The 24,392-nt window shown below is 67.2% G+C and carries 24 protein-coding genes; 16 read left to right on the forward strand and 8 right to left on the reverse strand.

The features are described from left to right. Nucleotides 1-61 precede the first annotated feature (61 nt). Nucleotides 62-1,195, forward strand: a complete 1,134-nt coding sequence (locus DIZ26_RS08665) for an epoxide hydrolase family protein (RefSeq protein WP_112239189.1) — start codon at nucleotides 62-64, stop codon at nucleotides 1,193-1,195. A 69-nt stretch (nucleotides 1,196-1,264) separates the two neighbouring features. Here the strand turns inward: DIZ26_RS08665 and DIZ26_RS08670 are convergent, their stop codons facing one another. Further along, a complete protein-coding gene (locus DIZ26_RS08670) occupies nucleotides 1,265-2,341 on the reverse strand; it encodes a TRAP transporter substrate-binding protein (protein ID WP_157979654.1) in 1,077 nt (358 codons plus the stop codon). A gap of 318 nt (nucleotides 2,342-2,659) precedes the next feature. Between DIZ26_RS08670 and DIZ26_RS08675 the strand changes: the two genes are divergently transcribed. Both DIZ26_RS08675 and DIZ26_RS08680 read left to right on the forward strand, forming a co-directional pair. Next, complete coding sequence (locus tag DIZ26_RS08675; protein WP_112239191.1) at nucleotides 2,660-3,307, forward strand: hypothetical protein; 648 nt, start codon at nucleotides 2,660-2,662, stop codon at nucleotides 3,305-3,307. Nucleotides 3,308-3,453: 146 nt separating this feature from the next. After that, on the forward strand, nucleotides 3,454-4,503 hold the full coding sequence (locus DIZ26_RS08680) for a M4 family metallopeptidase (protein WP_112239192.1): 1,050 nt from the start codon (nucleotides 3,454-3,456) through the stop codon (nucleotides 4,501-4,503). Between the two features lie 52 nt (nucleotides 4,504-4,555). Here DIZ26_RS08680 and DIZ26_RS08685 read toward each other — a convergent pair whose 3' ends face one another. After that, nucleotides 4,556-4,921: a PRC-barrel domain-containing protein gene (locus DIZ26_RS08685; protein ID WP_112239193.1), complete on the reverse strand. Its 366-nt coding sequence runs from the start codon at nucleotides 4,919-4,921 to the stop codon at nucleotides 4,556-4,558. Nucleotides 4,922-5,089: 168 nt separating this feature from the next. Between DIZ26_RS08685 and DIZ26_RS08690 the strand changes: the two genes are divergently transcribed. Both DIZ26_RS08690 and DIZ26_RS08695 read left to right on the forward strand, forming a co-directional pair. Next, nucleotides 5,090-6,271 carry a flavohemoglobin expression-modulating QEGLA motif protein gene (locus tag DIZ26_RS08690; protein WP_112239194.1) on the forward strand — a complete coding sequence of 394 codons (1,182 nt, stop codon included), beginning with the start codon at nucleotides 5,090-5,092 and terminating at the stop codon, nucleotides 6,269-6,271. Then, a complete protein-coding gene (locus DIZ26_RS08695; RefSeq protein WP_112239195.1) occupies nucleotides 6,268-7,266 on the forward strand; it encodes an ATP-grasp domain-containing protein in 999 nt (332 codons plus the stop codon). Before DIZ26_RS08690 ends, DIZ26_RS08695 begins: the two co-directional genes overlap by 4 nt. An 8-nt stretch (nucleotides 7,267-7,274) precedes the next feature. Here DIZ26_RS08695 and DIZ26_RS08700 read toward each other — a convergent pair whose 3' ends face one another. Further along, the gene (locus tag DIZ26_RS08700; RefSeq protein ID WP_112239196.1) at nucleotides 7,275-7,895 is read right to left on the reverse strand and encodes a methyltransferase family protein; all 621 of its coding nucleotides are present in this window, start codon (nucleotides 7,893-7,895) and stop codon (nucleotides 7,275-7,277) included. A gap of 42 nt (nucleotides 7,896-7,937) precedes the next feature. Continuing rightward, nucleotides 7,938-8,894, reverse strand: a complete 957-nt coding sequence (locus tag DIZ26_RS08705; protein WP_112239197.1) for an aldo/keto reductase — start codon at nucleotides 8,892-8,894, stop codon at nucleotides 7,938-7,940. 91 nt (nucleotides 8,895-8,985) lie between these two features. On the opposite strand from DIZ26_RS08705, the gene DIZ26_RS08710 reads away from it, so the two are divergent. Next, on the forward strand, nucleotides 8,986-9,213 hold the full coding sequence (locus DIZ26_RS08710; RefSeq protein WP_112239311.1) for a hypothetical protein: 228 nt from the start codon (nucleotides 8,986-8,988) through the stop codon (nucleotides 9,211-9,213). A gap of 16 nt (nucleotides 9,214-9,229) precedes the next feature. Here the strand turns inward: DIZ26_RS08710 and DIZ26_RS08715 are convergent, their stop codons facing one another. After that, entirely contained in the window at nucleotides 9,230-10,540 is a 1,311-nt protein-coding gene (locus DIZ26_RS08715) for an MFS transporter (protein ID WP_112239198.1), read from the reverse strand. A 152-nt stretch (nucleotides 10,541-10,692) separates the two neighbouring features. Here DIZ26_RS08715 and DIZ26_RS08720 point away from each other — a divergent pair, with 152 nt between their 5' ends. After that, complete coding sequence (locus DIZ26_RS08720; RefSeq protein ID WP_112239199.1) at nucleotides 10,693-11,403, forward strand: PadR family transcriptional regulator; 711 nt, start codon at nucleotides 10,693-10,695, stop codon at nucleotides 11,401-11,403. After that, nucleotides 11,400-11,888: a DUF1707 SHOCT-like domain-containing protein gene (locus DIZ26_RS08725; protein ID WP_232828208.1), complete on the forward strand. Its 489-nt coding sequence runs from the start codon at nucleotides 11,400-11,402 to the stop codon at nucleotides 11,886-11,888. The genes DIZ26_RS08720 and DIZ26_RS08725 overlap by 4 nt, the downstream gene beginning before the upstream one ends. Here the strand turns inward: DIZ26_RS08725 and DIZ26_RS08730 are convergent. Beyond that, complete coding sequence (locus DIZ26_RS08730; protein ID WP_112239200.1) at nucleotides 11,850-12,896, reverse strand: LacI family DNA-binding transcriptional regulator; 1,047 nt, start codon at nucleotides 12,894-12,896, stop codon at nucleotides 11,850-11,852. The genes DIZ26_RS08725 and DIZ26_RS08730 overlap by 39 nt on opposite strands. A 4-nt stretch (nucleotides 12,897-12,900) precedes the next feature. Then, nucleotides 12,901-15,297 (reverse strand): glycoside hydrolase family 3 N-terminal domain-containing protein, encoded by a 2,397-nt coding sequence (locus DIZ26_RS08735; protein ID WP_112239201.1) that lies wholly within the window; start codon nucleotides 15,295-15,297, stop codon nucleotides 12,901-12,903. 266 nt (nucleotides 15,298-15,563) lie between these two features. On the opposite strand from DIZ26_RS08735, the gene DIZ26_RS08740 reads away from it, so the two are divergent. The 6 genes from DIZ26_RS08740 (at nucleotide 15,564) to DIZ26_RS08765 (ending at nucleotide 22,068) form a co-directional block, all read left to right on the forward strand. After that, entirely contained in the window at nucleotides 15,564-16,913 is a 1,350-nt protein-coding gene (locus tag DIZ26_RS08740; protein ID WP_112239202.1) for an extracellular solute-binding protein, read from the forward strand. A gap of 77 nt (nucleotides 16,914-16,990) precedes the next feature. Then, nucleotides 16,991-17,833 carry a carbohydrate ABC transporter permease gene (locus DIZ26_RS08745; RefSeq protein ID WP_112239203.1) on the forward strand — a complete coding sequence of 281 codons (843 nt, stop codon included), beginning with the start codon at nucleotides 16,991-16,993 and terminating at the stop codon, nucleotides 17,831-17,833. A gap of 1 nt (nucleotide 17,834) precedes the next feature. Next, nucleotides 17,835-18,719, forward strand: a complete 885-nt coding sequence (locus DIZ26_RS08750; RefSeq protein ID WP_112239204.1) for a carbohydrate ABC transporter permease — start codon at nucleotides 17,835-17,837, stop codon at nucleotides 18,717-18,719. Between the two features lie 29 nt (nucleotides 18,720-18,748). Next, nucleotides 18,749-19,912, forward strand: a complete 1,164-nt coding sequence (gene xylA / locus DIZ26_RS08755) for a xylose isomerase (RefSeq protein ID WP_112239205.1) — start codon at nucleotides 18,749-18,751, stop codon at nucleotides 19,910-19,912. A 164-nt stretch (nucleotides 19,913-20,076) separates the two neighbouring features. After that, entirely contained in the window at nucleotides 20,077-21,249 is a 1,173-nt protein-coding gene (locus tag DIZ26_RS08760; protein ID WP_112239206.1) for a winged helix DNA-binding domain-containing protein, read from the forward strand. A gap of 24 nt (nucleotides 21,250-21,273) precedes the next feature. Next, entirely contained in the window at nucleotides 21,274-22,068 is a 795-nt protein-coding gene (locus DIZ26_RS08765) for a maleylpyruvate isomerase family mycothiol-dependent enzyme (protein WP_112239207.1), read from the forward strand. Between the two features lie 3 nt (nucleotides 22,069-22,071). Here DIZ26_RS08765 and DIZ26_RS08770 read toward each other — a convergent pair whose 3' ends face one another. Beyond that, entirely contained in the window at nucleotides 22,072-23,256 is a 1,185-nt protein-coding gene (locus DIZ26_RS08770; protein WP_112239208.1) for an alpha/beta hydrolase family protein, read from the reverse strand. A 51-nt stretch (nucleotides 23,257-23,307) separates the two neighbouring features. On the opposite strand from DIZ26_RS08770, the gene DIZ26_RS08775 reads away from it, so the two are divergent. Both DIZ26_RS08775 and DIZ26_RS08780 read left to right on the forward strand, forming a co-directional pair. After that, on the forward strand, nucleotides 23,308-23,604 hold the full coding sequence (locus tag DIZ26_RS08775) for a PadR family transcriptional regulator (protein ID WP_112239209.1): 297 nt from the start codon (nucleotides 23,308-23,310) through the stop codon (nucleotides 23,602-23,604). Then, nucleotides 23,601-24,362, forward strand: a complete 762-nt coding sequence (locus DIZ26_RS08780) for a hypothetical protein (protein ID WP_112239210.1) — start codon at nucleotides 23,601-23,603, stop codon at nucleotides 24,360-24,362. Before DIZ26_RS08775 ends, DIZ26_RS08780 begins: the two co-directional genes overlap by 4 nt. Nucleotides 24,363-24,392: the final 30 nt, after the last annotated feature.

Below are 24,392 nucleotides of genomic sequence, written 5' to 3' on the forward strand. Positions count from 1 at the left end.
GTTGCAAACGGGTCAACACCGCTGTTAGCTTTCAATGGTGTCGATGGAAAGGATTGAGAAGATGCCCGGATCCCAACGAGTACTCACGGTGTCCGACGCCGACCTCGACGACCTTCGCGCCCGCCTGCGCGGAACGCGGTGGGCGAAGCCATGGCCGGTCGACGCCTGGACAGCCGGTACCGACAGCGACGAGTTGCGTCGACTGGTCGACTACTGGTCCACGGCGTACGACTGGCGTGAGCAGGAAGCGGCAATTAACGCCCTGCCGTCCGGGTTCGCCGACATCGGCGACACGTCCGTTCACTACCTGCGTTTCGACGCTGAGCGCGAGGGGCTACCGCTCCTGCTGGCCAACGGCTGGCCCAGTTCGTTCCTCGAACTGACCGGACTGGCCGACCGGTTGTCCGCGCCCTCGCGCTATGGCGGCAGCGCGGAGAACTCTTTCACCGTTGTCATCCCGAGCCTGCCCGGGTTCGGACTGTCTCCGCAGCGGCCCACTCTCGGCAAAGACCTGCTGACCCACGACATCTGGCACCGGCTCATGCACGACGTCCTCGGTTTCGAGCGGTACGGCGTACACGGATCCGACCTCGGTGCCGGCGACTCCAGCTTGCTCGCAGGGGCCTACCCAGAGGCAGTGGTCGGCGTACATCTCCTGGACGCCGCCGGACCGCAAAGTTACGACCCGGCAGCGTTGACAGACGAAGAACGCGCTTATCTGGCAGCAGAAAAGGCATGGTTCGACGCCGAAGGCAGCTACTCCCACCAGCAGCAGACCCGCCCGCTGACCTTGGCCCAGGGCCTGTCCGACTCCCCATCGGGCCTGCTCGCCTGGATTCTCGAGAAGTACCGGGCATGGAGCGACTGCGATGGCGACCCGGCCGGCCGGTTCGGCGACGACTTCCTCCTGACCCAAGCATCGCTGTACTGGTTCACCAACACGATCTCGACCTCGTTCCGGCCGTACTACGAGCGAAACCACGGAATCAGGCCGAGCGTCGAGCATGTCGATGTGCCGACCGCGATCGCGCTCTTCCCCCACGACCTCGGCGGCCGGCCGCCCCGCGAGTGGGTCGAGCGGACCTACAACCTCACCCGCTACACCACGATGCCCCGCGGAGGACACTTCGCCGCCCTCGAGGAACCAGACCTGCTCGCCGACGACCTCACCGCCTTCTTCTCCGAGCTGGCCTGACGTCCCCCTCGATCTGCACCCTGCCGTGACACCACGGCCGCGCTGCTGCCTCGGCAGTGAGGGTGTTGATCAGCAAGGAGTGGCGACGCCTGTTGAGGGAATTTGTACGGACTGCTTCAACGTGCGGATGCGGTCGATCATCGACTTGGTCTCCGCGTCCTGCTCGAGTTGGGTGTACAGGGGTCGCACGGCTTGGGTGAGGGCCTGGAGGTTGGCGGGTGTCGCGGTGACGATCTTGCCGCCGCGGTTGCAGAAGGCTGCTGCGTTGGCGGCTTCTGTGGTGCGGTGGCTGAGCGCCCACTGAAGCGTCGCGGTCGCGGCGTTTCGCAAGACGGCTTGATTCTCGGGCGACAGTCCGTTGAGGGCGGCGGAGTTCGCCACCAGGGTGTTCACCTTGGTGGTGAAGGTGACGTTGGCGGCCGCGATTCCTGGTACCGGCAAGGCGTCGGACAAGACGAAGCCGGTCTCGGCGCCGCCGAGCGTTCCGTCCCGGATGCCGGCTCCGACGGCGTCGCCGACCGGGTCGTCGGGCTTGCCACCGAGCGCACGGATGGTGGCATCGCCAAGGTCTGATTTCGCCGTACGGATGACCTTGCCCTGGAAGGCGACCGGGGTGACCAGCGCCGGACCGAAGCTGAAGGGGTGGCGCAGACTTTCGGGGATCAGCGCGAGACCGGTCGCCCCGTCCTTGTCGAGGCCTGCCATCAACTCAGCGGACAGGTCCTTGCTGGTGACGATCTCGTCAGCCAGCGCATCCGAGGTCACCAGGAACGGTGCACCGAGCGCACGCAGGGAGGTCACCCCTTCGGTGTCCCAGGTCCGGCTCGGGATCATGGCCAGATCGAGTTTGCGGTCCTTCAGCATCCGCGCGACGACCTGGTCCCACTGCTGTACGTCGTGTCCTTGCGCTTCCCACTCCGGATAGACCAGCAGCTTCCCACCGGACAACGTCCTCACCTGCTCGACGAACTGTACGATCGCGAGCCCTCCCGGCCGGCTGTCGTCATCAGCCGTTCCCAGCTTCAACGTCACCGGCGCCGACGTGTCCACAGTGTCGGTCTTTTCCGCCTTGCCGCCGCACGCTGTCGCTGCAAGCACCAGCGCGGCAGCGATCGGAAGTGCCCAATGATGTGCTGCCTTACTCATCACAGCCCCCAAGTACTTCGAGGGCGTGGCCGCACCCGGCGACACATTTCCACTGCACCGTCGATACCCTCCGGCGCCGAAAGGCCCCCAGCCCCAACGGCACTGGCCTGCACGAATACGTGCGGGCGCCTGCCGACCACACTTGCACCGGACTGCCCCGCCCGCCACCTCCCACACACCGAGACCTTCCTACGCCTGATCACTGCTAGTGGAATGCGGCAGCCGCGTCTGGTGATCGCCGGCAATTGAGCGCACAGTCGCAGGAGGACCTGGACGCAGCAGGCATCTGCCTGGCGACAGTGACGAAAGGAAAAGACAATGAGCGGACCTCTCCGCTCGAAAGCCTCAGCACTCACCGCTGTCGTGCTGCTGACTGCCCTGGCCGGCTGTACCGGAACCAGCGAATCACCGAGCACCGCCACGTCGTCGCCTGCCGCGGCGTCCAGTCCAGCGCAGTTCACCAGCCGGGTCTTCTCCCTGCCCTTGACGGTCACGCTGCCCGCTTCGCTGATGCCTGAGCCGAGCGAGGACACCAAGAACTTGATCAGCTGGAACGCAGTCAGCGGGAGTGGCGGCATGAGGTTCCTGCTCCCGATCGTGGTGTACCACCCGGACAGCACCACTCCGGCGCCACTGCCCAAGGACTACCCGGCATATCTCCGCGGGCTGGTGGACGCCGGCGGCACGCTCGCTGACGAAAGCAGGACCACGGTCGCCGGTCACGCCACGATCTTGCTGACCGGCACCACCTCACGAGCACTGGACGGCACGTTGGGTTGCCCCGCACCGACCACCCCGAGGGAAGTCTGCTTCGGTCTACAACCCGACCTGGTCCTCCGCATCGCCATCATCGACCTCGGCGGCAGAACGCTGCTGGCCTGGGCCAGGAGCCCGCAAGGCGATTCCGGGGCACCGCAGTTCTTCACCGACTTCGAGGCCATGATCCACAGCCTGAAACTCACCTGACAACGGTCACTGTGGCGGGGCTGTCGTTGGCTGTGGGTGACGGTCGGCGCAGGGAATCCCTGGACCTTGAGCCCGGGCTCTTCCTCCCTGCACGGGCGCGACTTACGTTGTGCTGGCAAGTCCCCTGCGTCGAGATGGAGACTCCGATGGCGCTCAAGAGCTGGACCACACCTGTCGCCCTCGTCGCGACTGCCGCGCTTACTCTGGCGGGGATCACAGCACCTGTCGCCAGCGCGAAGCAGCCGACCGGCGCCACCACGGCGAAGGCGCTGGTCTTCATACCGAACCCAGTGCAGTCCAGCGGCGACCAGACGCTCACTGACCAGAAGGACTCCGCGACGGCGGTTCCCCGCGGCGAGTACTACGAGGTCACGTTGACCGACCTCGACGGCTCGGGCTACCTGCGCGGCAAGTGGGCGAACGTCCGGAGTACGACCGGCACCCCGGCGTACACCACCAACGGGACCTATTACTACAACCGGCACGACGACCAGTTCGAGCAGGTGATGGCGTACTTCTGGGGGACCGAGGCGCAGAAGTACCTGCAGTCGCTCGGCTTCGGCAGCGAGCTGCCGCCGGTGAACGCCGAAAGCCAGGACTACAAGGTCGACCAGTACGGCGTGGACAACTCGTTCTCGTGGGACAAACACGACACGATCACGCTGGGCAAGGGTGGCGTGGACGACGCCGAGGACGGCGAGGTGATCGTGCACGAGACCGGACACGCCGTGCACGACGCCCAGGTGGCGGGTTTCGGCGCCTCACTCGAGGCCGGCTCGATCGGCGAGGCCTGGGGCGACTACTTCGCGGTGACTGTCGGCGACTGGGTGGCGAAGAAGTACGGCGTACCGGTGAAGGCGCCGCTGGTGTGCGTGGCGGACTGGGACTCGGTTTCGTACACGTCGACGGTTCCGCACTGCCTGCGTCGCCTGGATGCCGGCAAGCACTATCCGGAGGACGTCGAAGGAGAGGTGCACGCCGACGGCGAGATCTGGTCGCAGGCACTGTTCCAGATCCGTACGGCGCTCGGCCCGACGGTTGCCGACCGCATCATTGTCAACGCACAGTTCGGCTTCGCGCCGGACACCAGCTTCGCAGCCGCGGCCCGGCACACGGTCGCGACCGCGCAGTCGATGTACGGCGCCACCCAGGCCGCCGCAGTACAGAAGGCCTTCGCCGACCGCGGCATTCTCTGAGCAGGCGCGCAGTGGCGCCGGCCTCAGGGGAGGCCGGCGCGAGGCGTTGGTGTCACATACCGCGTTTGTAGTAGTCGCCGTAGTAGTTGCCCAGACGGTCGCGGTAGTCGCGGTCGTCGTAGTCGGACGTGTCGGGGTCGTACTCAGGGGCGTCCTTGATCTGGTCCTTGGTGCGGTCGACGTAGATCTTCTTGTCGGCGTCGTCGATCCGTTGGACGACGCCGGCAGGCAGGAGAACCTTGTGGCCGAGGATCCACGGCCCGGTGTCGACCACGATCGACGCGGCGCCGACGTCGTCGGTCGCCTTGTCGACCTTGCCGATGTCGCCATCGGTGGCCGCGATCTTGTAACCGACGATGTCGGTGCCCTGGGTGTAGCCCACATCCTCTCGGTAGTTCCACGGATCGAATGTGCTCATGGTGGCCTTCCTTCCACACAGGGCCGGTCCCAGTGACCGGGGTGCTGCGGTACCCACCTGAGTCCCTTAAATGCGCGAACACCCGGTCCGCCGACTCCTGCGCGGTCGATTACCGGATAGTTCGCAAGTTGCCGGGCTTGGGCGTGGGGTGGTGGGTACGTCGGGGAGATGACCTCCTCGATTCAGCAGCTTGGGGCGGCCCTGGAGATCGACGGGCGGCTCACCGAGATCGAGCGCAGTCTGAATCTGCTGCTCAACACGACGCCGGTCAACGCGGCCGAGGCGTGGGTGGACTTCGAACGCGGCGATTTCGGAGCCGCTCCCACGCTCCGCCTGAGACCGCTGGAGTTCGACCCCGACCTGGTACGACGCGACCTCTACAACCTCGAGATCGAGAACGTCGCCGATCCCGCGTTGCACACCCTCTTCCGGGCCAAGCGTGACGAGCTGAGCCGGGTGATCACAGCTTTGGAGGACCGCGACACCTCACGCTTCGTGTACGGATCACTGCAGCTGTACGGCGAACTCGCACCGACTCTCGTCTCCGCCGCGGAGGAGTTGCTCGAACTCATCCCGCCCCAAGCGGCCAGCACGAGCAGCGTCACGGCCGGCGCGTTCGCGCAGGCGGCCCGGGAGGAGTTCGACCGGTACCGCGCTGTGTATCCGGACTTTCCAGCAGACGTCGAGGTACGAGAAGACGTCTCGGAGCTGATGGTGTCGTTCGGTCGCCTACTCATCCCCGAGTCCGCCGCCATCAGGAAGGACCGCGTCGAACCTCTGTTGCACCACGAGGTCGGCACCCACGTCGTCACCTACCAGAACGGCGCGCGGCAACCCCTGACCCTGTTGACGATCGGCCTGCCTGGCTACGACGAGACCCAGGAGGGCCTTGCCGTACTGGCGGAGTATCTGACCGGTGGGCTGGATCCGCGGCGCCTCCGTGTGCTGGCGGCGAGGGTGGTCGCCATCGACAGGCTGCTCGACGGCGCCGAGTTCCTGGAGATTTTCGAGTCTCTGCGAGCGCAGTACCGGATGCCGACCAGAACGGCGTGGTCGATCGCTACTCGTGTCGTGGTCGGCGGTGGGTCCGTGAAGGACGCCATCTATCTGCGAGGCATCACCCGCATCCTCGACATCCTCGCGGAAGGCGGCAGCCTCGACGTCCTGTTCGTCGGCAAGCTCGCAGTCGACCACATCCCGTTGATCCAGGACCTGCTCGACCGCGAGGTGCTCAGCCCACCGTGGGTTCGTCCTCGCTGGCTTGACGTTCCCGGCGCAAAGGAGCGCCTCGACAGATTGCGCGCAGGCGCATCGGTCACGGATCTCTACGAAGGAGAGGTGGCGGCATGAGGCTCGCCTTCTTTGTCAACGACGTCGAAACCGAGATCGACGAGTACACCACCACGCGGCTGGCGCGCGCCGCCGCCCAGGGCGGCCACGAGGTCTGGTACGTCGGCGTCGGTGACGTGGAACTCGGCGAAAGCAACCAGCAATTGCTCGCCCGCGCTCATGCTGCCGAGTTCGCAGCGGACGACACGCTGGAGACCTTCATGCTCCGGGTCAAGGAGCGCCCCGCCGAGCGGATCGTGATGGACGACCTCGACGCGCTGTTCCTGCGCAACGAATCGATCGACGATCTGCAGGCCCGGCCGTGGGCGAGTCCGCTGGGCGTGGTGTTCGGCCAGATGCTCAAGGCTCGCGGCGTCACGGTGGTGAACGAGCCGACCTCGCTGGCCCGGGCCACGAGCAAGCTCTACCTGGAGGAGTTCCCGGAGAAGATCCGGCCGCGCTCGCTGGTGACCCGCGACCCGGAAAGCATCCAGCGGTTCGCCGACGAGGTCGGCCACTGCGTGGTCAAGCCGCTGTACGGAGCCAAGGGCCGCAACGTGTTCATGGTCCAGGGCCCAGGCGAGGCGAACCTCGCGCAGATGACCGAGGCGGTGCTCCAGGACGGCTACGCGGTCGTTCAGGAGTTCGTCGACGGCGGTGAGGACGGCGACGCCCGGATCTTCCTGCTCGACGGGCAACTCCTCGAGCGCGACGGGAAGACGGCCGCGTTCCGCCGGGTCCCCACCGGCAACGACCCGCGAGCCAACATCAGCGCCGGCGGACGCTCGGTCCCGCTCGAGATCGGTCCGGTGGAACGCGACATCGTCGAGGCGATGGGTGACAAACTCGTTGCCGATGGCATGTACTTCGTCGGCATCGACGTGATCGGCGGCAAGGTGGTCGAGATCAACGCGGAGAGCCCGGGCGGCATGCAGAGCGTCGAAAGGCTGTACGACATCGACGTCTGCCCCACGGTCATCGAGTCCCTGGAACGCCGCGTCGCCTCGAAGCCCTGAGCCCCACGTCACCAGATGCCGGGGACGAGGCGGCGCTTGCCGGCGGCGTACTGCGTGTAGGCGGCGCCGAGATTGTCGAAGAGGGCGGCCTCCTCGACACGGATCCGCAGGATCAGGCCGATCGTGGGGAGCGTGCCGATGAACAGCAGGGACAGCCAGTTCCCGAAGGTGAGGCCGATGCCGAGCAGAACCAGGACGACACCCGAATAGCTGGGGTGCCGGACCCAGCGATACGGGCCGGACTGGACGACCGGCTGGCCCTCGGTCACGCGTACGTCGTACGTGAACCACCTGCCCAGGGTGACGATCGCCCACAGCCGCACGGTTGCACCGGCGAGGATCGTGGCGATCCCGAGGCCGAAGACGAACCAGCGGATCGCCGAATGATCCGGCGCGATCGTCGCGCTCCTGACGCGGATGGCACTGAGGGTGGAAGCGATGAAACCGGTGGCGGCGAACAGGAGCACCAGCGGCAAGGTGCCCCGATCCAGTCCGACGTGGCTCGCCCTCGCGCGTCGCCGTCGTACGAGCGCTACCACGGACGAGCCGGCCTGCAGTATGGCGAACAGCCCGACCGCGATCCCGAAGAGCAACTCGGCCCGGCTGTCGGCAAAGGGAAGGGGATCCATGAGCAACCCCCTTCCCTTCACGTGTTCAGCCGAGCATATGGGCTAGTCGATGCTGGGCAACGCGTTGAGCGTCGCCAGTTCGGCGTGGCTTAGGTGGACGGTGGCGGCGGCGAGGTTCTCGATGAGGTGGGCGGGATCGCCGGTGCCGGGGATGGCCAGGACGTGCGGACCCCGAGCGAGCGTCCAGGCGATCCGGATCTGGGCAGGAGTGGCGCCGCGGTCGCGGGCGATGGTCTGCACCGGGTCGGAGTGGGTCAGTCCGCCCACCTCGCGTCCCGTGCCGGTCAGGGCGAAGAACGGTACGAACGCGATGCCCTGTTCACCGCAGGTGGTCAGGAGCGCGTCGTTGACTCGCCCGAAGTCGACTCCGTACCTGTTCTGTACGGCGACTACCGGCGCGATCTCCTGCGCTTGCGAGATGTGCTCGGCGCGGACGTTGGACAGACCCAGATGCCGGATCATGCCGGCTTCGCGGAGTTCGGCCAGTACGCCGAAGTGCTCGGCCACGGACGCCAGGCCGGTCTGGCGGAGGTACACCAGGTCCAGGCAGTCCAGCCCGAGTTGGCGCAGGTTGTCCTCGACCAGTCCGCGCAACTGGTGCGGCCTGGCGAGCCCGGACTCGGTCGGGCCGACCTTGGTGGCGATCACCAGGTCGTTGGGGTAGGGGGCGAGCGCCTGCCGGATGGAGTCGTTGGCCCAGTTCAGGCCGGTGAAGTCGCGCGGCCGGTCAAGGTGCGCGAAGGTCGGGTAGAAGGCGGCCGTGTCGATGTGGTTGACGCCGAGCTCGACAGCCCGGCGGAGCAGGCCTTTGACCTGCGCCGCGTCGCCCGGCCGGCCGAGGTCGACGACCCCGCGCCCGCCGAGCCGCTTGGCCCCGAATCCGATCCTGCGAACGGTCAGATCACCTAGCCGCCACGTACCCGCCGTGAGTGATTTGCGTTCTTCGAATTGAGGTGCTACGGTTGAGATGAGTTGTGTGCCCAATTCACTCAGATGCATTCTTGCAGGGTACGCCACAGCTGCCTTTCCGGTCCAGCTTTTTCCTTCTGTGGAACCACAAGCCGGGTGTCGGCGTTCTGCCGTGCAGGAGATGGTTCCGATCGACGGGATCTGGTTGCTCTTCGTCAGCCTGGCCGCGGTCGCGGGCTTTCTGGCTCTGCTCGCGCGGGCAGCGGCGCGGGCCCGGCGGCGTGGGATCAGCGGCTCGATGATGGGCGTGTTCGACCAGATGTGGCACCCGGCCGCCGCCGAGTCACACCTCGAGCTCCAGCTCGAAACCGACCGCAAGAAGCCGTTGCCGTCCCCCGACGATCTCTGACCCTTGCCATCGGCAACTAAACCTGTACTGCGATGGGCTCGGCCACCGGTTCGCTCTGCGGCGCCGGGCTGCTCTGCACCACCGTTTCGCGGCCGGCCGGGGCCGGGGCTTCGGATGCTGCCCGTTCGTTGCGGGCGAGCAGGATGAACGGCAGTACGAGCAACTGGATGCCGGCGCCGAGAAGGTAGGACGGGCCGTAGCCCCAGACGTCGGCGGCCTTTCCGAGAGCCGGCTGGATGGCTACTCCCCCACCTGACGCGAAGAGGTTGTCCGAGGACAGCACGGTGGCCCGCTGTGCCGAGGGGATCAGACCGTTCAGGTACGCCTGCCGCACCGGTCCCGCTGCGGCGAACAGGATGCCCCAGACCGACAACAACACCAGCGCCGCCCAGAAGTTGTGGACCAGACCCATCATCAACAGCACGACCGCTGTGGCGACAGAGGTGATGAGCAGCACCGAAGTACGGCGCCTGAACACGCGTGCGACCAGGGGTGCGGAGGCGCCGCCGACAACTTGCGCTGCAGCTACGAGCGCAGCAGCAAGGCCCGCTACCGCATAGGAGTCGCGACTGCCGTACAGCTCGAGCAGGTAAGGCTGTGCGGCGTAGAAGCCGTAGCCGCTGACTCCCATGCTGAACGGCGCCGCCAGCATCAGCCAGCGCACAGGACGGTTCCGCAGACCGTGATCGAGCGACGCCCGCAGGATGCCCTGCATCTCCGAGACGACCGAGACCCGCGGCTTCGGCGCGAAGCCGACGTCCCGCATCGAACGCCACGCCACCACGAACGTCAGACCGAGCAGGATGGCGCGTACGGCGTACGGAACGCCCAGGTTGGTCGACTGAGCCAGGACGCCGCCTGCGATCGTGCCGCCCATCATCGCGATGCCGCTCGCCATCTGGCCCTTGGCGAACGCCGACTCCAGCGAACCGCGATACCCGGTCGCCTTCAGTCCGTCGACCAGCCAGGCCTCGGTGGCGCCGCTGAAGAAGGTGAAGCCCAGCCCGAGCAGGATCGACGCGCCGGCCCATGCTGCGAAGGGGGCATGCGTCTGCCACAGCAGTAGATAGAGCAGAGTCGAACCGAACAGCGTTGCAGTGCCGAGCAGGTACGACGCTCGCCGGCCGACCGTATCGGCCACGACGCCGGTCGGAACCTCGAACAGCACCATGCCGGCCGTGAAGAACGCGTTGGCAGCGAACGCCTCGCCGACGCTCAGCCCGGCATCGAGCAGGAACAGCGTGTTGATCCCCCAGATCATCGACGACGCCGCGGTCGACACCACGGTGAGCATCACGTACGTCCGCAAAAGCTGTTCGCTTCTCATCACATCTCCTCGGTCTCGGGCTGTCATCCGTGACGTCGGAGCGGGACGACTTCCCTCGACACCGAAATCCCACCGAAGATTCCTTGGTTGCGATTGGTTCGCGATATATCGTCGACGTATCGGAGAAGTTCCTTGGGAAGGGTGGCCCCAACATGACCGGATCGACGTACGCGGCCGGGTGGCCGTGGCAGCAGCTCGCACAGCATTGTTCGTTCGTCGACGACCTCAAGAAGGAATGGATGGCCGCGATGAGCGGCCGGCGCGGGCACAGCTCGTACGCCGGCCAGCACCCGTTCGGCGCGCAGTGGGGCACCCTGTTCGGCGGTGGCCCAGGTTTCGGCCCGGGATTCGGCCAAGGACCGGGCTGGGGTGGGCAGCGTGGCTGGCGTGGACCGAAGGCGCGCCGTGGAGACGTGCGGGCCGCGATCCTCGCGGTACTGGCTGAGCAGCCGATGAACGGCTACCAGATCATTCAGGAGGTCGCGGAGCGCAGCGGCGGGGCGTGGAAACCCAGCCCTGGTTCGATCTACCCGACTCTGCAGCAGCTTGAGGACGAAGGCCTGGTGACCGCGGATGCGGCAGTCGGCCGGCGCACGTTCACGCTGACCGACGAGGGCCGGGCGTACGTAGCCGAGCACGCGGATGAAGTCTCCGCTCCTTGGGAGGCGATGACGGCACCACCGAGCGATGACGACAACAGCCTGAAGCCGCTCCTCGGCCAGGTCGGTGCAGCGCTGTGGCAGATCCTCGCGGCGGGCACACCGGACCAGCAGGAGAAGGCACGCAAGGCGCTGTCCGAGCTTCGCCGCACCCTCTACTCGATCCTGGCCGACGACGACCGCGACGAGCAGGACCGCTCATGATGCAGGACGAACCGAGCCCTTTCCGGCGCGCGACCGGGCAGGTCCGGATCGGCGATGCCGAGCGCGACCAGGCGGTGGCCGCGCTCAGCGAGCACTTCGTGGCCGGGCGGATCACTCAGACCGAGTTCGAGGAACGCAGCGACCAGGCCACGCGAGCGCGGTACGTCGACGACCTGGCGCCGTTGTTCGCCGACCTGCCGGACGACCGGGCCGTCGAGCAGTTCCCGTACGCCGTCGTCGTACGGCCGGACCGGGCGCCCTGGGCGCGAGGCTCCTCGAGGCCGCAGCGGTTCAGCCCGCCGCCGTTGTTCTGGCTGCTGCCGCTGATGATGACGGGCCTGGTGGTCGCGAGTGTGGCGTTCGCGGCGCCGTGGGTGCTCTGGATCCTGTTCTGGGTCTTCATCATCGGTGGGCCGCGCGCCCGTTACCGCCGGCAGCACCAAAGTTCAGGAGACGGCAGGTTCCAGCGCGGGTTCGGCCGCTGAGCTCCGGACGATGAGCTGGGTCGCCAGCTCGACGTGGTGTGAGTCGACCTTCTCCCCCGCGGCGAGTTGGAGAGCGGTGCGGAGCGCGACGGCGCCCATCTCGCGGAGCGGCTGACGGATGGTCGTCAGTTGCGGCGAAGCGAGCCGTGCCACCTGCGTGTCGTCGAAACCGACCACACTGAGCTGCTCCGGAACGCGCAGGCCACGGGCACGTGCGGCCTCCAGCGCACCGAGGGCGACCTCGTCGCTCCCGGCGAAGATCGCGGTCGGCGGCTCCGGCAGGTCGAGCAGCGCCGCGCCGCCCGCCAGCCCGTCCTCGTACAGGAACTCGCGCAACCACACGTACTCCTTGGGCACCGGCGCGCCGGCGGCCTCCATCGCACCGCGGAAACCGTTCATCCTGGCCTGGTTGCAGCCGGAGGTCGGCGGGCCGCCGAGGTAGGCGATCCGCCGGTGGCCGAGCGACAGCAGGTGCTGTGTGGCTGCCATCCCACCGGCGAAGTTGGTGGAGCCGACACTCGTCACATCCGGCTGGGCGATGTTGAGTGGGTCCACGACGACGAGCGGCAGCCTGGCCCGCGACAGCGCGGCGAGGTCGGCGGCCGTCAGTTCCGAGGTGATGCCGATCGCGGCACGACGGCCGGTCGCCGCCAGCTCGCGGACCCACGGCTGCGCCCGGCCACCCGAGCTGCGGGTCTGCGAGTGCTTCGGCCTGGAGGTCACCACGACGTCTACATCGGCAGCCTGGCCCGCTTCCACCACGCCCTGGATCACCTCGACCGAATAGCTGTTGAGGAATCCCTGGTAGAACAGCTCGACCGCGGGGCGCTCGACGGGTTCGGGGCGGCGTCCGACGTACTCGTGTTCCCGCAGCACCTCCTGCACGCGGGCCCGGGTCGCCTCGGAGACATCGCTGCGCCCGTTGAGCACCTTGGAGACCGTCGCCACCGACACCCCCGCTGAGGCAGCGACGGTGGCCAACGTCGTACGGCCACTCAAGCGCGGCACCAGCTCACACTCCTCCGGCTACAGGTGTCAGGTCGACAGGGGTGATCATCCTACGATCGTGTCCGACGACACGCGTATTTCCGGTCAGCCGGACGGTTCCGCTGCAGGGCAGGTCCGCCGACGACGTGCCGACCAGTACCTCGAGGTCGCCGGCTTCGACGATTCGGCGAAGGTCCGGCCCGCTGTACGCCGTCCGGTCGGCGTGCACGTGGAAGGTGACGTCTATCGCGGCGCCGGGCTCGAGCGACACCCGGGCGAAGCCGGTCAGCAGCTTCAGTGGTCGCGCGATCTGGGCGACAACGTCGTGCAGGTAGAGCTGAACCACCTCGTCACCGGCGCGGGTGCCCGTGTTGCGGACGCGGACTGTTGCGGTGAACTCGCCGTCGGTGGAGATCTCGGTATCGCTGAGGCGGAGATCGCCGACCTCGAACGTCGTGTACGAGGAGCCGTAGCCGAAGGGGAACAGAGGCACGGTCTCCAGTCCGCTGATGCCGGCACTCTCGACGCTGCCGAGCGCGGGCTGCAGGTACGTCGCCGGCTGTCCACCTACGTGCCGCGGGATCTGCACCGGCAGCTTTCCGCCCGGCATCACGCGTCCACTGAGGATCCCGGCGATCGCCGAACCGCCTTCCTGGCCAGGGAAAAAGGCCTGAACGACGCCGGCCGCGCGCTCGGCGATGCCATCCAGCGCGTAGGGCCTTCCGGACACGACCACCACGACGACCGGCTTACCGGTGTCGAGAAGTTGCGCCAGCAGGTCAGCCTGTACGCCGGGCAGGCGCAGGTCCTCCGCGTCGCAGCCCTCCCCCGACGAACCGTGGCCGAAGAGGCCGGACAGGTCGCCGACGAAGGCGATGCAGAGGTCGGCCTCGCGCGCCTTGTCCACAGCCTCGGAGAATCCCGATCGGTCGTCGCCCAGAACCGGGCATCCTCTTGAGTACAGGAGTTCGGCGTCCGGGAGTTCCTTGCCCAGGGCATCTAGCGCGGAGGGGACCTCGATGCCGAGGTCGCGACCGGGATAGCGAGGTAGGACATGGTTGGGGAAGGCGTAGCAGCCCATGAAGGTGCGCGGGTCGTCCGCGCAGGGCCCGACGACGGCGATCCGTTGCGGAGCAGGGCGATCGTCGCCGAGCAGCGGAAGCGCGGTGCCGGCGTCGAGCAGCACGATCGAGCGTTCGGCCAGCTCGAGGGCGAGAGCTCTGTTCGCCGGCGAGTCCAGGTCGACTCCATCGGCCTGGACAGAACCGGCCGGGGTCCACTCCGGATCGAGCAGACCGAGCCGGATCTTCTGCAGCAGCAGGCGACGGGCGGCGCGGTCGACGAGGTCTTCCGAGAGCTCACCCGCTTCGACCCGCTCGATCAACCCACCGCCGAAACCGATGGTGTCGGGCAGCTCGACGTCGGTTCCGGCGGTGAGAGCAAGGGCGCCCGCGCCATCCACGTCGGCGGCGACGCGGTGCATGGTGGCGAGGAACGGCACGGCCCAGTAGTCGGAGACGACCGTGCCCTCGAAGCCCCACTGGTCGCGCAGCAATTCGGTGAACAACCAGGGATCAGCTCCGGCCGGGAGTCCGTCCACATCGGAGTACGAGCTCATCACCGAGCCGGCGCCGGCGGTCGCGATCGCGGCCTCGAAGGTCGGCAGGATGACGTCGAGCAGTTCGCGGCGCCCGATCGACACCGGCCCGTGGTTGCGTCCGCCCCGGGCCGCGGAGTAGCCCGCAAAGTGCTTCAGGGTCGCGATGAGGCCGGCACTCTGCAGCCCACGCACGTACGCCGAGCCGAGCATCGCCACCAGATGTGGGTCCTCCCCCATCGTCTCCTCGACCCGGCCCCAACGGTAGTCGCGCACGACGTCGAGCACCGGCGACAAGCCTTGATGGACTCCGACGGCGGCCATGTCGCGGCCGATCGCTGCCGCCATCCGCTCCACCAGCGCGGGATCGAAGGTGGCGCCCCATGCGAGCGCAGTCGGGTAGACCGTCGCGCCGTACGTTGTGAAGCCGGTCAGGCATTCCTCGTGGACCAGCGCCGGCACACCCAGCCGGGATTGGGCGAGGACGAGCTCGTGCTGACGAAGCAGTTCCGCCACGCCTTCTTCGACCGTCAGCGGGACACTGCCCCAGACCCGGGTGAGATGACCGAGGCCGTGCCGGCTGGCGTCCTCCAGCGAAACGGATCCGCCGGCGGCGAAGACGTCCTGCATCGGCGCGACGTTGAGCGTCTCGTCCGCGGGCAGTTCGGGCTCGGCCATGTCGTTGCCCACCCAGCGGCTGCCGAGCTGGGCCACCTTCTCGGCCAGCGTCATCGCCTGCAGGAGCAGTTCGGCCCGCTTCTCGGCCGGCAGGGAGGTGTTCTGCCAGGGACGGTCGTCCGGGGTCACCGGCGCAGAGGTCGTCACGAAATTCTCCCTAGTTTTCGGCGGAAGCAGTAACAAAGTATCGAAACTTTTCGAGACTTTGTGTGGATCAGGTCGTCACCGGTAGAGCCCGGAGCGATACTCCATTTCGCCTGCTGGTACGGCGTATCCGCATCGTAACTCTGACTCCTCATTGTGCTGAGTTCAAGACCTTGACAGCAACACGCTCGAAACCTACGTTACGAAACATCGCAACTTGTTAACCGGTTAGTGCTTCGGCACGGAGTACGGAGATCACAGTGGATCCCATGACGACATCCCGGCGTACCTTCCTCACCTTGGTCGGTGGCGGCGCCGTGGCAGCCGGTCTGGCCGCCTGCGGCGGCACATCCGGCCCGAAAAGCTCCGGCAGCTCGACCGGTGGTGGGGCGGCCGGTTCGGGGGCTACCTACTGGTCGCTCACCGGCCAGCCTCAGCAAGCGATCCGCGAAGCCCAGGTCAAGCGGTTCAACGACGCGAACCCGAACACGAAGATCAAGCAGACCGAGTTCCAGAACGACGCGTTCAAGCAGAAGATCAAGACCGCGATCGGCGCCGGACAGGGGCCGACGCTGATCTGGGGCTGGGGCGGTGGCGGCCTGAAGGCCTACGTCGAAGCCGGCCAGGTCGAGGACCTGACCGACTGGCTCGCCCAGCAACCCGACCTGAAGAACTCGATCTTCCCGTCCGCCTTCACGGCGGCGACGGTCAACGGCAAGATCTACGCGGTGCCTGGTGAGACCGTGACGCCGATCGTGTTGTTCTACGACAAGCGCGCGTTCGACAAGATCGGCGCCCAGCCCCCGCAGTCGTGGGGCGACATCATGGACCTGGTGCCGAAGTTCAACGACAAGGGCATCGCGCCGTTCTCGCTCGGCGGCCAGTCACGCTGGACCAGCATGATGTGGCTGGAGTTCCTGTTCGACCGGATCGGCGGCAGCGAGGTCTTCCAGAACATCTTCGACGGCCAGCCCGACGCCTGGTCCGACCCGTCGGCACTCAAGGCGCTCGACGAGATGCAGAAGCTGATCAAGGCGAACGGCTTCATCAAGGGCTTCTCCTCGATCACCGCCGACTCCAACGCCGACCAGGCCCTGCTCTACACCGGCAAGGCCGCGATGATGCTGCACGGCGCCTGGACGTACGGCGGCATGAAGGGATCCGGCAAGGACTTCGTCACCGGCGGCCACCTCGGGTACATGAACTTCCCACCCGTCGACGGCGGCAAGGGCGACCCGAGCGACACCGTCGGCAACCCGGGTCAGTACATGTCGATCTCCTCCAAGGCCAGCCAGGCCGAGAAGGACACCGCGAAGAAGTTCATCGCGAACAACACGCTCGACGACGCCACGGTGGATGCCTGGGTGAAGTCCGGAAACATTCCGGTCGTGAAGAGCGCGAAGGACAAGCTCTCGTCGATCACTGACAAGAACGACGCCGAGTGGCTGAAGTTCGTCTACGACACGGCGGCGAACGCCAAGAACTTCGCGCAGTCCTGGGACCAGGCGCTCAGCCCGACCGCGGCCGAGACGCTGCTCGACAACATCGCCAAGCTGTTCCAGCTCTCGATCTCGCCGCAGCAGTTCGCGTCCAGCATGAACGCGGTGATCGGCAAGTGACGGCGGCCGCTCCCCCCGGCGTACCGGTCCTGCGGCCTCACTCTTCGCGCGCCGGGCGGAGCGGCTCGGTCAGCTGGATGGTCGTCCCGGCGCTGGCGATGTTCGTGGTGTTCGGCATCGTCCCGCTGGTCGGCGTGCTGCTGCTCAGCTTCGCGCAATGGGACGGTCTCGGTGCGATCCACACCGCCGGCATCTCGAACTGGCGCACGGTGCTCAGCGATCCCGCGCTGCCGCACACCGTCCTGGTGACCTTCGAAATCATGTTCCTGTCCTGGGCCGTGCAGACTCCGCTGAGCCTGCTGCTCGGCGTCTTCCTGGCCGGCCGCCAGCGATACCGCGCCCTGCTCGCGGTCCTGTACTTCGTTCCGCTGCTGCTCAGCTCGGCGGCGATCGCCATCACCTACAAAGCCCTGCTCGACCCCAATTTCGGGCTGGGGCCGGGCCTGCACCTGGGTTTCCTGACTCAGGACTGGCTGGGCAAGGGCAATCTCGCCGTGGGTGTGGTGATCTTCGTCGTCTCCTGGCAGTTCATCCCGTTCCACTCGCTGATCTACCAAGGCGGCGTCCGGCAGATCCCGACCACGATGTACGAAGCGGCCGCGATCGACGGCGCCGGGCGGATCCGGCAGTTCTTCAGCATCACCGTCCCGCAACTCAAGTACACGATCATCACGTCGTCGACGCTGATGGTGGTCGGCTCACTGACGTTCTTCGACCTCATCTTCGTACTCACCGCCGGTGGCCCTGGTGACGCCACCCGGGTGCTTGCTCTCGACATGTACAAGCGCGGGTTCCAGGCCAACCTGATGGGTCCGGCCAGCGTGATCGCCGTCCTGCTCGTGGTGCTCGGCCTGATCCTGGCCCTGGTGCTGCGCCGACTGGGCGGCAGCACGACGGCAAGCCAGCAAGAAGGGGCGTGAGATGGCAGTCCTGACCTCGAGTGCGAGGACCCAGCCGGCCGGATCGAAACCGGTGGGGATGCGCCGGCTCAGCCAACTGAACTGGTTCGGCGGTGCGGCAGGCTGGCTCTGGCTCGTGATCGTCCTGGTCCCGCTGTACTGGATCGTGGTGACCAGCTTCAAGGACCAAGGCGCGTTCTTCACCCAGAACCCGTTCGCCCTGCCCACTGATCCGACCATCGAGAACTACCGGCTCGTGATCGAGTCCGACTTCCCGCGGTACTTCGTGAACAGCGTGATCGTCACGGCCGGCACGATCATCCCGGCGGTGGCGATCTCCTTCATGGCTGCCTACGCCATAGTGCGCGGCGCCGGCAGCCGGCTGCTCGCCGGCGTGAACGGGCTCTTCCTGATGGGACTGGCGATCCCGCTGCAGGCAACCATCATCCCGGTCTACCTGCTGATCATCAGGATGCATCTCTACGACAGCCTGCTGGCCCTGATCCTGCCGTCGATCGCGTTCTCCATCCCGCTGTCCGTACTGGTGCTGACGAACTTCATCCGCGACGTTCCGAAGGAACTGTTCGAGTCGATGCGCGTCGACGGCGCCAGCGAATGGGGGATGTTGCGCAAGCTCGCGCTGCCCCTGACCAGGCCGGCGCTGGTGACGGTCAGCATCTACAACGGGCTCGGCGTCTGGAACGGGTTCCTCTTGCCGTTGATCCTGACCCAGAGCCCGGACAAACGCACGCTTCCCCTTGCGCTGTGGACGTTCCAGGGGCAGTACAGCGTCAACGTTCCTGCCGTGCTGGCGTCCGTCGTACTGACCACCCTTCCCATCGTCATCCTGTACGCGCTCGGGCGACGCCAGCTGCTCAGCGGTCTGACAGCCGGTTTCAGCCGGTAACCCCATCAGTAATCAGTAGGAGGAGCACCATGACCGATGCCGACTTCACGCCCACTCGCGAGGACAAGTTCTCGTTCGGCCTGTGGACCGTCGGTTGGCAAGGGGTCGATGTCTTCGGCGGCGCGGTCCGGCCGGTGCTCGATCCGGCCGAGGCTGTGCACCGGCTGAGCGACATGGGTGCCTACGGCATCACGTTCCACGACAACGACGTCTTTCCCTTCGGCAGTTCGATCGCCGAGCGCGATGCCCACCTGAAGCCGTTCCGGTCGGCGTTGGAGGAGACCGGGCTGGCCGTCCCGATGGTCACCACGAACCTCTTCTCGCACCCGGTCTTCCGCGACGGCGGCTTCACGAACAACGACCGTGACGTCCGCCGGTACGCGATCCGCAAGACCGCCGACCAGCTCGATCTCGCGGCCGAGCTGGGGGCGGAGACGTTCGTCGCCTGGGGTGGCCGGGAGGGAGCGGAATCGGGTGCGGCCAAGGATGTGCGGGCGGCACTCGACCGGTACAAGGAAGCCTTCGACATCCTCGGGTCGTACGCGATCGAGCAGGGCTACGACATCCGGTTCGCGATCGAGCCCAAGCCGAACGAACCGCGCGGCGACATCCTGCTGCCGACGATCGGGCATGCGCTGGCGTTCATCGAGTCGCTGGAGCACTCCGAGCGGGTCGGCCTCAACCCCGAGGTCGGGCACGAGGAGATGGCGGGGCTCAACTATGCGCACGGGCTCGCGCAGGCGCTGTGGCACGGCAAGCTGTTCCATGCCGATCTCAACGGGCAGAACGGTCCCCGCTACGACCAGGATCTCCGCTTCGGTGCCGGCAACGCCCGCGGTGCCTTCTGGACTGTCGACATCCTCGAGAACGGTGGCTACGAAGGCCCGCGGCACTTCGACTTCAAACCGCCGCGGACCGAAGACATGGACGGCGTCTGGGCCTCGGCCGCAGGCTGCATGCACAACTACCTCGTACTGCGCGCGAAGGTGCGCGCGTTCCGCGCCGACCCCGAAGTACAGCAGGCGCTACTCGATGCCCGGCTCGACCAACTCGCCCAGTCCACCTTGTCCGAAGGCGAAACGATCGCCACTCTCCGCGCCGAATCCTTCGACCCCGACGAAGCCGGCCGCCGCGGCATGGCCTTCGAACACCTCGACCAACTAGCCCTCGACCACCTCTACGGCACCCGCTGACCCCACCGGCAGCCGACCCGAGTCCCGCGGGCCGGCTGCCGGTCCCCCTCCGCGCCTGTTGGCCGCGGACAGTCGCCGGCCGGCGGCGATGGGCGCGCCGCCGCCGGCGACACAGACGCAACCACCGGCATCCACACTCTGCAGTCGGCATCTAGGGTGGGCGGATGGTGGTTAGTGAGCGTGGGCTCAATCGGGCGACGTTGGGGCGACAACTGCTGCTGCGGCGGGAGCCGTTGGGGGTGGTGGAGGCCACGCGGCGGATCGTTGCGATTCAAGGGCAGCAGGCTGCGTCGCCGTACGTTGCGTTGTGGAACCGGATCGACGGGTTCGAGCCGGACGAGCTTGATGCGGCGTTCGCCAGACGCGAGCTGGTGAAGGCGACGTTGATGCGGTTCACCTTGCACGTGGTGCATGCGGAGGACCATCTGCCGATGCACAAGGCGATGCAGCCGTCGTTGCGGACGAGACTCGGCGACGCGCGCTACACCGAAGCAGGGTTGACCCGCGACGACGCCGACGCGGTCATCGCGAAGCTGCTGGAGTTCCTGGCCGAGCCGAGGTCGAACGCCGAGATCGAAGCCTGGTTGCAGGACCAGATCGACGGGCCGCCGAAGAGCATGTGGTGGGCGCTGCGCGCGTTCATGCCGGTGCTGCATTCGCCGACCGGTGGACCGTGGGCCTTCGGGTACCGCCCCACCTACCGGGCAGCAGTAGCAGCCCACACCCCACTCGACCCCGACGCGTCGGACGCCGCGCTGCAAACCCTGGTCTGGCGTTACCTGGAAGGCTTCGGCCCGGCGACCATGGCAGACATCGCCCAGTTCGCCTCGGTCCAGCGAGCCCGCGCACGAGCAGCAATAGAGGCCCTCGGCAACAAACTCGAGACGCTGGAAGGCCCGGACGGCAAGGACCTGTACGACGTACCGGGCGGTCTGCGACCCGACGAGGACACACCCGCGCCGTCGAGGTTCCTGCCGATGTGGGACAGCACGCTCCTCGCGTACGCCGACCGCGGACGGCTCGTGCCAGCGGAGTACCGCAAGATCATCACCAGGACCAACGGCGACACGCTGCCGACACTGCTCGTCGACGGATACGTCGCCGGCGTCTGGCGGACCGTTGACGACGGCATCGAGGCGACCGCGTTCCACCGGCTGCCCGCGAAAACGTGGAAAGAGCTGGCCGTCGAGGCGCGCGCCCTCACCAAGTTCCTCGCCAAGCGCGACCCGCACCCGTACAGCCGCTACCACCACTGGTGGGCCAAGCTGCCCGACCACGAGACGCGCGTCCTCCCGCGCGATGTCAAGAAGCGCCCCGCTGCTCCGACTGAGGTCTGACAACCCCGATCAACGGAGTCCGCGATGAAATACAACGAGTACTGCGACCAGATCGTCGTCCAGGCCGGCCTGTTCGCGCAGCACCTGATCGACGCCGATCTCGCCACGCCGGTACCCACTTGCCCGGGCTGGACCGTCGGCCAACTGGTCCGGCATGTCGGTGGCGCTCATCGGGAGGCCGAGCAGGTTGCCCAGAAAGGCCGGCCGCCGGGGCAGGACGACTTCCGCGACCCGACCCACTTCACCGACACCGACCCTGTGCAACTCGGCGCCTGGCTGGTCGAGGGCGCCAACCGGCTCGCGGCCGAGCTGCGCGCAGCCGGACCGGACAAGGCGGTGGCCACCCCGGTGGCCGACCAGACGACCAAGTTCGTGGCTCGCCGAATGACCCACGAGACGGCCATCCACCGAGCCGACGCGGCGCTCGCCCTCGCATCGGCGGACCGGCTGGAGACCGGGAGCGCCATCGGATCGGAGTACGGGCTGCAGGCTGAGCTCGCTGTCGACGGGATTGATGAGTGGATGGAGCTTTGCGCGCTGCCGCTGCATTTCGAAGTTCATCCCTGGATGCGTGAGTTGCTGGGTCCCGGCCGGACTCTGCACTTCCACGCCACCGATACGCAGGCAGACTGGCTCGTGGACCTCACCGGCGATGTGATCGCCTGGCGGCACGCCGATGAGGAAGCGGCGGTCGCCGTCCGCGGTACCGTCCTGGACCTGCTGCTCCTGATCTACAAGCGCCGCCCGGTCGAAACCGTCGAGGTCCTCGGCGACCGCGAACTACTCGACTTCTACCTCGATCGCGTCAGCTTCGGTTGAGGGCTAGCAACGAGCAAGGCCTGGCAGCGGAGTGCCCTGTACTACGTGGTCCACGAAGCCGGATACATCAGCGTTCTGCTGCAAAAGCACTTTCCGCCCATCAGCGTTGCCGAGAGCAAGGAAACTCCGAAGCGGCGCAGCCAGGTAGTAGATGCCGTAATCGGTGAAGTTGAAATGCCGCGCCCCGGTGATCGTCGAACACCACGTCGGTCCGGAACTCGCCGCCAGCAAGCGCTTCGCTCGATCGACGTCGTCCTTGTTCTCGGCTGCCGCCGGACCGCACCTACCTGTGATGCAGGAGTCCTCCGAGCCGAGCAGCAGCATCGGCGCCTTCAGGCCGGCAGTGACCACCTCCCCGAACTGACTGCCGTCCAGGTCGACCGCTCCCCCGCACCGAGCGTCCAACCGGCAAGCCTCCAGCGACGCCGCGCCGCCGAACGAGTGCCCCACATAGACGACTCGCGCGCCAGTGTCGACGTGCCCAGTCAGCAACCCACCTGCACTTGCCACCTGGTGAGCCGCGAACCGCGCATCAGCGGCCCACGTCCTCACCAGCCGATCTCCTTCCGAAACGGCCGACGAGGTGTTCTCTCCCAAGTCCTCAGGGTTCGCCGACTTCAAACTGCCAACCACCTGCCCGTCCAGCACCGTCACGTTCGCGCTGTAGGTCGGAGTGACGCCCGCGACCAGGTAGCCATGGCTGGCAAGGTCTTCAGCCAGTACTGCGTACTGCGGCGCCGAGAACCCCATTCCCGGCTCCAGTACGACGACCGGATGCCGCCCGGTCGCCACGGGAACGTCCCGCAACGCCTTGTCCTGCAGCGACTCGAAGCGTCCCTCGAACGGCGCGATCGGCCCCTGGAGGTGCAGGCGGTCCCACAACCCGGGCGCGTACTCCGCTCGCTGTCCGCCGGCGTCCGCCGCGGCCGGATACCAGAGCCAGACGGACAACTTGCGCGGCAGCCCGGACACGAAGGGATCCGGCCTTGCAGTGTCCGTCCATTCGAAGCTCGTCCGGCCGACCTTGTACTGCCCCGTCGGCGCCGGCAGCGCGATCTGGTCCGAACGGCGGGACAGCACGTAGCCGAAGTAGCCGATCCCCGCCGCGAGTACGAGCAGCACCAACGCCGCCGTACCGGCTGCCAGTCGCTGAAGCCAGCTCCTCCGACCGCGCTGCTTGGTTCGCATGACGGCAATAGTACACATCGCGTACTACGCGGAACGTAGTACCGTTGGCTCATGAACGGCAATGACGCCCAGACGCTGGTGCTCTGCGTGCTCGCGGACGGGCCGCTGCACGGCTACGCGATCAACACCGCCATCGAGGAGCTCACCGGCGAACGGCTCGGCCCTGGCAGCCTGTACGGCGCGGTCAGCCGGCTCGAGGCCAAGGGCCTGATCGAATCGCTCGAGGAGACCGGCCGGCAGCGGCCGCTCCAGCTCACCGACGCCGGCCGCAAGGCGCTGACCGAGCAACTGCGGGCGATGGCCAAGGTCGCCGAAACAGGGCTGCGCAGCCTCGGGCTGGCGACATGAAGCTCGCCGGCGCCCTGATCAGGCTCTATCCGAAATCGTTCCGCGACCGGTGGGCGGACGAGCTCCGGCTCGAGGCCGAGGCCGCCGGAGTACGAGGCCTTCCAGACCTCGCGGCGGGAGCCTTGAGCCAATGGCTTCATCCGGCCTTGTGGCCCGCCACCCGACCTGACCAGCGCTACGGCCGGGCGACCGCCTCGCTGACCGCCGTCACCCTGGCAACCTGGCTGCTCGCCTATCTGACCGGCGAGCAGGACCAGACGGCCATCCTCCACGGACTCAATTTCGCCGCCTACCTGATGGTGTTCGCGATCGTGCTGAGCTCGCCCTGGCCGAAACGAACGGTCGCGGCGTTGACGACTCTGGCCAGACGCGGCCTCGCCCGCCTGGCCATCCCTCTCCTTGCCGGCGCCGCCGTGGTGGTCATCGCGAATACCACCACCGGACCAGCCACACCTGCAGTCCGAGACCTCCTACCGGCCGTCTGGTGGGTCAGCCTTCTCGCCCTCGCGCTCCAGGTGCCCCGGGTGATCACCGATGTCTGCGAGCAAGCCGTGCGACCCGCCGGCCGGACCCGTCTGTGTACGTCGATCGACCTGATGACTGCCGCGAACCTGGCCATCTCGGCCACGATTCTCGTGCGCGCGGCGAGCAGCCGCCATTTCCTGTCCGCAGCTACCGCGGTAGTGATCGCCGCGCTGACGATCCCCGCGCTGTTCACGCGCCGAGATCTGACCAGCTTGCGCGAGCCCACCGGGTGACGGCCGGCCACGGCCACAGCCCGGAAAGAG

The sequence above is a fragment of the Kribbella monticola genome (assembly GCF_003261635.1).
Classification (GTDB): Bacteria; Actinomycetota; Actinomycetes; order Propionibacteriales; family Kribbellaceae; genus Kribbella; species Kribbella monticola.